Source organism: Terrimonas ginsenosidimutans, assembly GCF_022012415.1.
Taxonomy (GTDB): domain Bacteria; phylum Bacteroidota; class Bacteroidia; order Chitinophagales; family Chitinophagaceae; genus Terrimonas_A; species Terrimonas_A ginsenosidimutans.
Genome location: NZ_JAKLTR010000012.1, coordinates 235,886 through 242,117, shown reverse-complemented (window position 1 = coordinate 242,117; position 6,232 = coordinate 235,886). Strand labels below are relative to the sequence as shown.

The window sequence follows — 6,232 nt, the reverse complement described above, 5'->3', positions numbered from 1 at the left end:
CTCTCCGCGTATCGTCCGCCGCGTTCCTTCGGGGCTTCTAACTAAACGACATTGGATTGAAATCGTGAGATACAGTTTGGGTAACGATTAGCTAATGACATTATCCGGGCATCCGATACGTAGCAGATGTTCTGTATATGATCTCCTTTTTAAAAATCAATCTGCCGGTCAACTGGCCGCTAAACAACCTTTTAGCTACAATATTCCGATTTCCGGCTACAATCTTTACCGTGATCGGAGGGAGCTTTGCTGTATCAAAAGTTTGAAACATGGACTTGAAAAACAGCACGATCCTGATCACCGGCGGGTCTAGCGGTATTGGTTTGGAACTCGTTAAGCAACTTACCGCGATCGGAGCCACCGTCATCATTACCGGTCGTAACCCTGATATGTTGAACGAAGTCAGGAAAAAGTTTCCGGGAATTCACGCCTTTAGAAGTGATGTGAGCAGCCCGGACGATATCGAAGAGTTATATAATGATGTTATAAAGCAGTTTCCTGCGCTTAACATCCTCATCAACAACGCGGGTGTAATGCGGCTGATCGATCTGCAGGATGCGTCGATGGATCTCGAAGATATCACCCGCGAGATCGGGATCAACCTGTCCGGGACCATTCAGATGGTGCACCAGTTTTTACCGCATCTCCTTACCCGGCAAAACGCTGCGATCATCAATGTGTCTTCTGGCATCGCTTTTATGCCATACTCCTCCGCCCCGGTTTACAGTGCCGCAAAAGCCGGTGTACGTGCGTATACACAGGCATTGCGACTGCAGCTGGAAAAGACGAATGTGCAAGTGATGGAATTGATACCTCCAGGCGTCAATACCAACCTGCAGAATGATTGGGTGGTACAACCCAACCCGGGTATGATGATCAATGCAGATAAAATGGTGAACATTGCCGTTAAAGGGATGCGCAAAAATCAAGCGGAGATCAGGCCATTCCTGATAAGGATCATCAAAGCGGCGAGCAGGATCGCTCCAGGCCTTTTGATCAGGCTCGGGCACAGGGAATTTCAAAAGTTCAGGGAACAACAAAAGAATAAATGACTTTGCTCTTTCGATGACATTGACCCGGGATTAAATACCTGATGCGTGCTTCGTACGGAAGCATTCGCTACCGGATCAATAACAACGGGATTGTGATGTATTCGGTGCATTAATGGTCATCGAGTAAATTTGAAATGAATTCTTCACTAAATACTGGATACGATGATAAAAACGATAATTGGTTCGGCGTTGCTGATCATTTCTCTGGCACTTAGCCTGAAACATGGTTGGGATGCGTTTCAACCTGCTAATGCGGAACAGGCGAAGATGATGGCCAATCTTGGTGTATCAAGATCAGTAATGCCTTATTTCGGCGTATTTTCAATCATTACCGGGTTGATGCTTTTATTTCCCCAGACATTTTTTATCAGCAATCTGCTGAATGCGATCACCATATTGCTGATAATGGCATTGTCATTAAAAGCGGGGGATCATAAAATGGCGTTGATAGAAATTCCATTCCTGGCTATGCCGCTGTTATTGATCTGGTTGAAATATCCTTTTAATTTAAAATTTACATCATGAGTAAGCCTTACAGGATAAAGTCGATAACGGAAGTTCATCGCCTGATGGACCTCCCCAAGCCGCATCACCCGCTCGTGGGGATCGTGGATCTGAAAGGCTTGAAAAATCATCCGGATATACCGGCTGTTACGTTTGACTTCTATGTAGTCTCAATGAAAAGGGGATGTGATAAACTCTTTTATGGTCAGCAGCAATACGATTTTGATGAGGGACTGATGGGGTTCATGGCGCCGGGGCAGGTATTAAGAGGAGAAGACAATGGTGTTCCGCACAACCTTGAAGGATGGATGTTATTCATACATCCGGATTTTTTATGGGGCACACCGCTGGCGAAGAGCATCAAACAGTATGAATATTTTGGTTATGCTACTCATGAAGCACTTTTTCTTTCGGATAAGGAAGAGAGTCTGATCAACAGGATCGTGGAGAATATCAGGCAGGAGTATCATTCGAATATCGATAAATTCAGCCAGCAGGTGATCATCGCACAACTGGAATTGTTGTTCACTTATGCGACGCGTTTTTATGAGCGCCAGTTCATTACCCGGAAGATCAGCAATAGTAAGATCCTCGTACGCCTGGAAGAGGTGTTATCGAACTATTTCAGTAATGAAGATGTACAGTCAAGTGGTCTTCCTACGGTTCAGTATGTTGCGGACAAGCTCCATCTTTCGGTCAAATATCTTGGCAGTTTGCTGAAGCAGCATACGGGGCAAACGACACAGCAGATCATTCATGAGAAGCTGATCGAAAAAGCAAAAGAAAAACTTTCTGCAACGGATCTGTCGGTGAGCGAGATCGCGTATGAATTGGGATTTGAACACTCGCAATCGTTCAGTAAGTTGTTCAAAAGCAAAACCGGGATGGCGCCGCTGCAATTCAGGCAGTTGTTCAACTGATCGAAATACCGGGTTCACGCGGACCACGCAGATCTGTCTTCACAATAGGAAAAGGCTTTGGTAAAGGAAAGGGCGTTATTTGTGAGGATAGATCTGCGTGATCTGCGGGAACCTACGCAATACATGCTTGAATAAATCCCAAACCGGCGAAAATATGAATATACTTCCACCGCTATTTGCCATTTGACAAATAGCAGGTCAATTACAAACAGTAGTTTTGCCGTATGCAAGAGTTTTTATCTTATTTACTTCAATTTGGCAGCCTGAACCAACAACAGATAGATCTTATCAGCAAAAAGGCAACCTCTTTAAAATTGTCGAAAGACGACTATTTTTGGGAAGCCGGGAAAATGGTGAGGCAGATAGGATTTTTAACTGAAGGAGTGATCCGCATCTGTTATTACAATAATAAAGCAGAGGAGATCACCCGTTATTTTATTGATGAAAATCATCTTATCCTTGCCGGTGATGATATTGATGAGCATTACATCCCTTCAGTTTATTTGCAGGCTATTACTGACTGCCACCTGGTTGTATTCTCCAAAAAAGACTGGAAAGAGATCAACGATACGATCATTGGATGGGAGAATATTGTTCAGAAAATAACCGCTAAGACGCATCGTGAAAAAATTGAGCGAAGGAGTGAACTGATCTCCCAGGACGCGACCGAGCGTTACCTGGATTTCATTAACAAGTATCCTGCCTTACTAAATCGTGTGCCATTAGCGTACATTGCTTCTTACCTTGGTATTACGCAATCATCATTAAGCCGGATCAGGAAAAATATCCGGTAGAACGCTTTTTGCCATATGGCAAATGATTTCCTGAGCTATTGATCAACCTTTGCGGGACTTAAATCAATAGAAATGAAATCAAGAACATTAGGGAACAGTGGACTGAAAGTGTCTGCGATCGGATTCGGGTGTATGGGGCTGAGCTTTCCGGATGCACCATCCAGGGGACAATCGATCCAATTGATACGTGATGCGTTCGAACAGGGCGTTACATTTTTTGATACAGCACAGGCTTATGGAAACAATGAAGAATTGGTGGGAGAGGCATTGGCGCCGTTCCGCAATGAAGTTGTCATTGCCACCAAGTTTGGATTCCGGGAGGGAAATATCCAATTGGGTTTGGATAGCCGTCCGGAAACGATCAGGGCTACGGCAGATGCTTCGTTAAGAAAACTCAGGACTGATCACATAGATCTCTTCTACCAGCATCGTGTTGATCCTGCTGTTCCGATTGAAGAAGTTGCCGGCGCGGTACAAGAGTTGATCGCACAGGGAAAGGTGAAACACTTTGGCTTGAGCGAGGCGGACGCGCAGACGATCCGAAGGGCGCATGCTGTTTTACCGGTCACTGCATTGCAAAGCGAATACTCGTTGTTTTTCCGTGAACCGGAAACGGACATTATTCCCACACTGGGAGAATTAGGAATCGGCTTCGTATCATTCAGTCCGCTGGGTAAAGGCTATCTGACCGGCACTATTAACGCCGATACGGAATTTAATAAATCTGATGCCAGGAACATGCTGCCGCGGTTCAGTAAAGAGAACAGGGCGGCAAACCAGGTACTGGTTGATCTTGTGGTTGAAATAGCGGGAAGAAAAAAAGCTACACCGGCACAGATCGCGTTGGCGTGGCTGTTGGCACAAAAGCCGTTCATCGTTCCCATACCCGGTACGTCCAGGCTGCATCGTTTGCAGGAGAATACCGGAAGCGTAAATGTTTTACTGTCGGCTGATGAATTGGAGGAGATGGCTGCTGCATTGTCGGTCATCAAAATTTCAGGTGAACGATACCCGGCCCAGTTGAGGGAGAAGATAGGGAAGTAGAGGACGAAAGAATAGTGAAGATAGTACTCTGCGTATCTATTCCAATCAACAAACATTTCCTGTTACTTCAGCCTGTATCGGTTGAGTAACAGGAAATGATATTCAATGTATCAATGGAGAAACCGAATCGAAACCTATTCAGTTGTGTTCAGTTCTTTACGCTGTCCGGGCAGCGCCGCTGTTCGTGATCACCTGTTTTCCTTCCTGTAGTTTGTCATAGTTTGCGGGGTAGAGTTTACGGAACATCAGGTACGCCGTGCTGGCTATGATGAACGCAATGATCGCATCTCCGGTTGCCGCTACTCCAAGTACAGTCAGTTTGGAGAAGAAGGCAAAAATGATATCAAAGAAAATTCCCGCGAATACCCATTCCTTCAATCGTAAGAATTTATTTGGTGTTAGCAATACCACTATACCTGTTAACTTGGCCACGCCGAGGATATAGATGAAGTGTGCCGGGTAACCCAATTGTACCGTGATCTCCCACACGATCGGATTTGTTGTTAATTCGAAAAAGCCGCTTGCTCCAAACCATAATGAGATGAGTGCCGCGCTGATCCAGTAAATTGCTTTTGTTGTTTTGATTGTCATGTTGTTTGTTTTTAAGATGATGGTGTAAAACTGCGATAAAGAAAAACAGGAGAACAGGACAAACTTTCTGACCCGGACAATTGCGACGGTGAGGCAGACACTTCATCTGTCAGGGCCTTTGCTGATATGTTTTTTGTTGAACGAATTGCAGGATCAGCTTTCATCTTGGTCAACATTTATATAAAGCGAAGCTCTGTGAGGTAACTCATTACTGTTGCAGGTTTTGAATGTCCATTTCAGCCCGTGATTTGTCCGGATCGCCAGATCACTGTCAATTTTTGTGATTCATGCGCATAATTTTATGCAGATCATTCAATAAAATACTGATCGCACGAACATGAAAAAGTCAGGGCTAACGGTAAAAAAGAAAAAGCTGGTCGTGGTCTTCGGTACCATTTTATTCATCCTGGCCGGCATTCAGTTTACTTCTCCATCAATAAAGAATCCGCCTTCAACCAGCGAAATCGCTTTGCCTGCTGATGTGATGGCGATATTAAAGAGGGCCTGTTTCGATTGTCATTCGAATAATTCTTCGGTAGAATGGTTTGACCGGATCGCACCGGTGTCATACCTGGTTTCGCATGATATCAACGAAGGGCGGTCGCGGTTCAACTTTTCTGAATGGGAAAGAAATCCGCCAGTAGTGCGTGAGCTGTTGCTCTGGGAAATGGTGAATGCCATCGAGGAAAGGAAAATGCCTTTGCAGCGATACCTGCGAATGCATCCTGAAGCAGCTGTCTCCACTACAGAGCTGGAGATCCTGAAACGATACGTCAACACACTTCCGGGCAGGCATAAAGTGGACACGATGGCCATTGCCAGAGCCTTGCCTGATAGCCAGATCCAACAGTTAATGAAGGCCGTTCCGGTATCAGCAAACGGGATCGAATATTCAGACGACTACAAAAACTGGAAGATCATCAGTACTACGGACAAATATGACGGAGGGAGCATGAGAATTGTTTACGGGAATGATATTATGGTGAATGCCATTGCAGCAAATAAATTGCCTTTCCCGGACGGCGCGCAAATCGTCAAAGTAGTATGGGGTAAGCATCTAGAGGATAGCTTAGGTAATGTGTTTCCCGGAAATTTTCAGAACGTTCAGCTGATGATCAAGGATAGTAAACGGTTCTCTTCCACAGAAGGATGGGGCTTTGCAAAGTTCGATGGTCTTCAGCTTAAACCATTCGGGGCTTCTGCCATATTCCAAACAACCTGTATCAACTGTCACCGGCTACTCGCGCCAGAGAATGATTTTGTATTCAACATTCCAACTAAATAAGTTAACGATCATGAATAAAATATTTTCTGCTTTAACCTTAGT

At 44.9% G+C, this 6,232-nt stretch carries 7 protein-coding genes; 6 read left to right on the top strand and 1 reads right to left on the bottom strand.

Going from position 1 to position 6,232, the window contains the following annotated elements; all coding sequences use genetic code 11:
• The first annotated feature begins 269 nt into the window (after positions 1 to 269).
• The 5 genes from LZZ85_RS18725 (at position 270) to LZZ85_RS18705 (ending at position 4,314) form a co-directional block, all read left to right on the top strand.
• On the top strand, positions 270 to 1,052 hold the full coding sequence (locus tag LZZ85_RS18725; RefSeq protein WP_237874875.1) for an SDR family oxidoreductase: 783 nt from the start codon (positions 270 to 272) through the stop codon (positions 1,050 to 1,052).
• A gap of 162 nt (positions 1,053 to 1,214) precedes the next feature.
• A complete protein-coding gene (locus LZZ85_RS18720; RefSeq protein ID WP_237874874.1) occupies positions 1,215 to 1,577 on the top strand; it encodes a hypothetical protein in 363 nt (120 codons plus the stop codon).
• The gene (locus tag LZZ85_RS18715; protein WP_237874873.1) at positions 1,574 to 2,476 is read left to right on the top strand and encodes a helix-turn-helix domain-containing protein; all 903 of its coding nucleotides are present in this window, start codon (positions 1,574 to 1,576) and stop codon (positions 2,474 to 2,476) included. The genes LZZ85_RS18720 and LZZ85_RS18715 overlap by 4 nt, the downstream gene beginning before the upstream one ends.
• Positions 2,477 to 2,700: 224 nt before the next feature.
• Positions 2,701 to 3,270, top strand: coding sequence for a Crp/Fnr family transcriptional regulator (locus tag LZZ85_RS18710; protein ID WP_237874872.1), 570 nt, complete (start codon positions 2,701 to 2,703; stop codon positions 3,268 to 3,270).
• Positions 3,271 to 3,342: 72 nt separating this feature from the next.
• On the top strand, positions 3,343 to 4,314 hold the full coding sequence (locus LZZ85_RS18705) for an aldo/keto reductase (RefSeq protein WP_237874871.1): 972 nt from the start codon (positions 3,343 to 3,345) through the stop codon (positions 4,312 to 4,314).
• A gap of 156 nt (positions 4,315 to 4,470) precedes the next feature.
• On the opposite strand, the gene LZZ85_RS18700 is transcribed toward LZZ85_RS18705, so the two are convergent.
• Positions 4,471 to 4,905, bottom strand: coding sequence for a DoxX family protein (locus LZZ85_RS18700; protein WP_237874870.1), 435 nt, complete (start codon positions 4,903 to 4,905; stop codon positions 4,471 to 4,473).
• 337 nt (positions 4,906 to 5,242) lie between these two features.
• Between LZZ85_RS18700 and LZZ85_RS18695 the strand changes: the two genes are divergently transcribed.
• A complete protein-coding gene (locus tag LZZ85_RS18695; protein WP_237874869.1) occupies positions 5,243 to 6,190 on the top strand; it encodes a heme-binding domain-containing protein in 948 nt (315 codons plus the stop codon).
• The last annotated feature ends 42 nt before the right edge of the window (positions 6,191 to 6,232 follow it).

What these genes read in the sequence shown, in the direction of transcription:
- LZZ85_RS18710 (WP_237874872.1), top strand. Translation starts at nt 2,701, where the DNA reads ATGCAAGAGTTTTTATCTTATTTACTTCAATTTGGCAGCCTGAACCAA.
- LZZ85_RS18715 (WP_237874873.1), top strand. Translation starts at nt 1,574, where the DNA reads ATGAGTAAGCCTTACAGGATAAAGTCGATAACGGAAGTTCATCGCCTG.
- LZZ85_RS18720 (WP_237874874.1), top strand. Translation starts at nt 1,215, where the DNA reads ATGATAAAAACGATAATTGGTTCGGCGTTGCTGATCATTTCTCTGGCA.
- LZZ85_RS18705 (WP_237874871.1), top strand. Translation starts at nt 3,343, where the DNA reads ATGAAATCAAGAACATTAGGGAACAGTGGACTGAAAGTGTCTGCGATC.
- LZZ85_RS18695 (WP_237874869.1), top strand. Translation starts at nt 5,243, where the DNA reads ATGAAAAAGTCAGGGCTAACGGTAAAAAAGAAAAAGCTGGTCGTGGTC.
- LZZ85_RS18700 (WP_237874870.1), bottom strand. Translation starts at nt 4,905, where the DNA reads ATGACAATCAAAACAACAAAAGCAATTTACTGGATCAGCGCGGCACTC.
- LZZ85_RS18725 (WP_237874875.1), top strand. Translation starts at nt 270, where the DNA reads ATGGACTTGAAAAACAGCACGATCCTGATCACCGGCGGGTCTAGCGGT.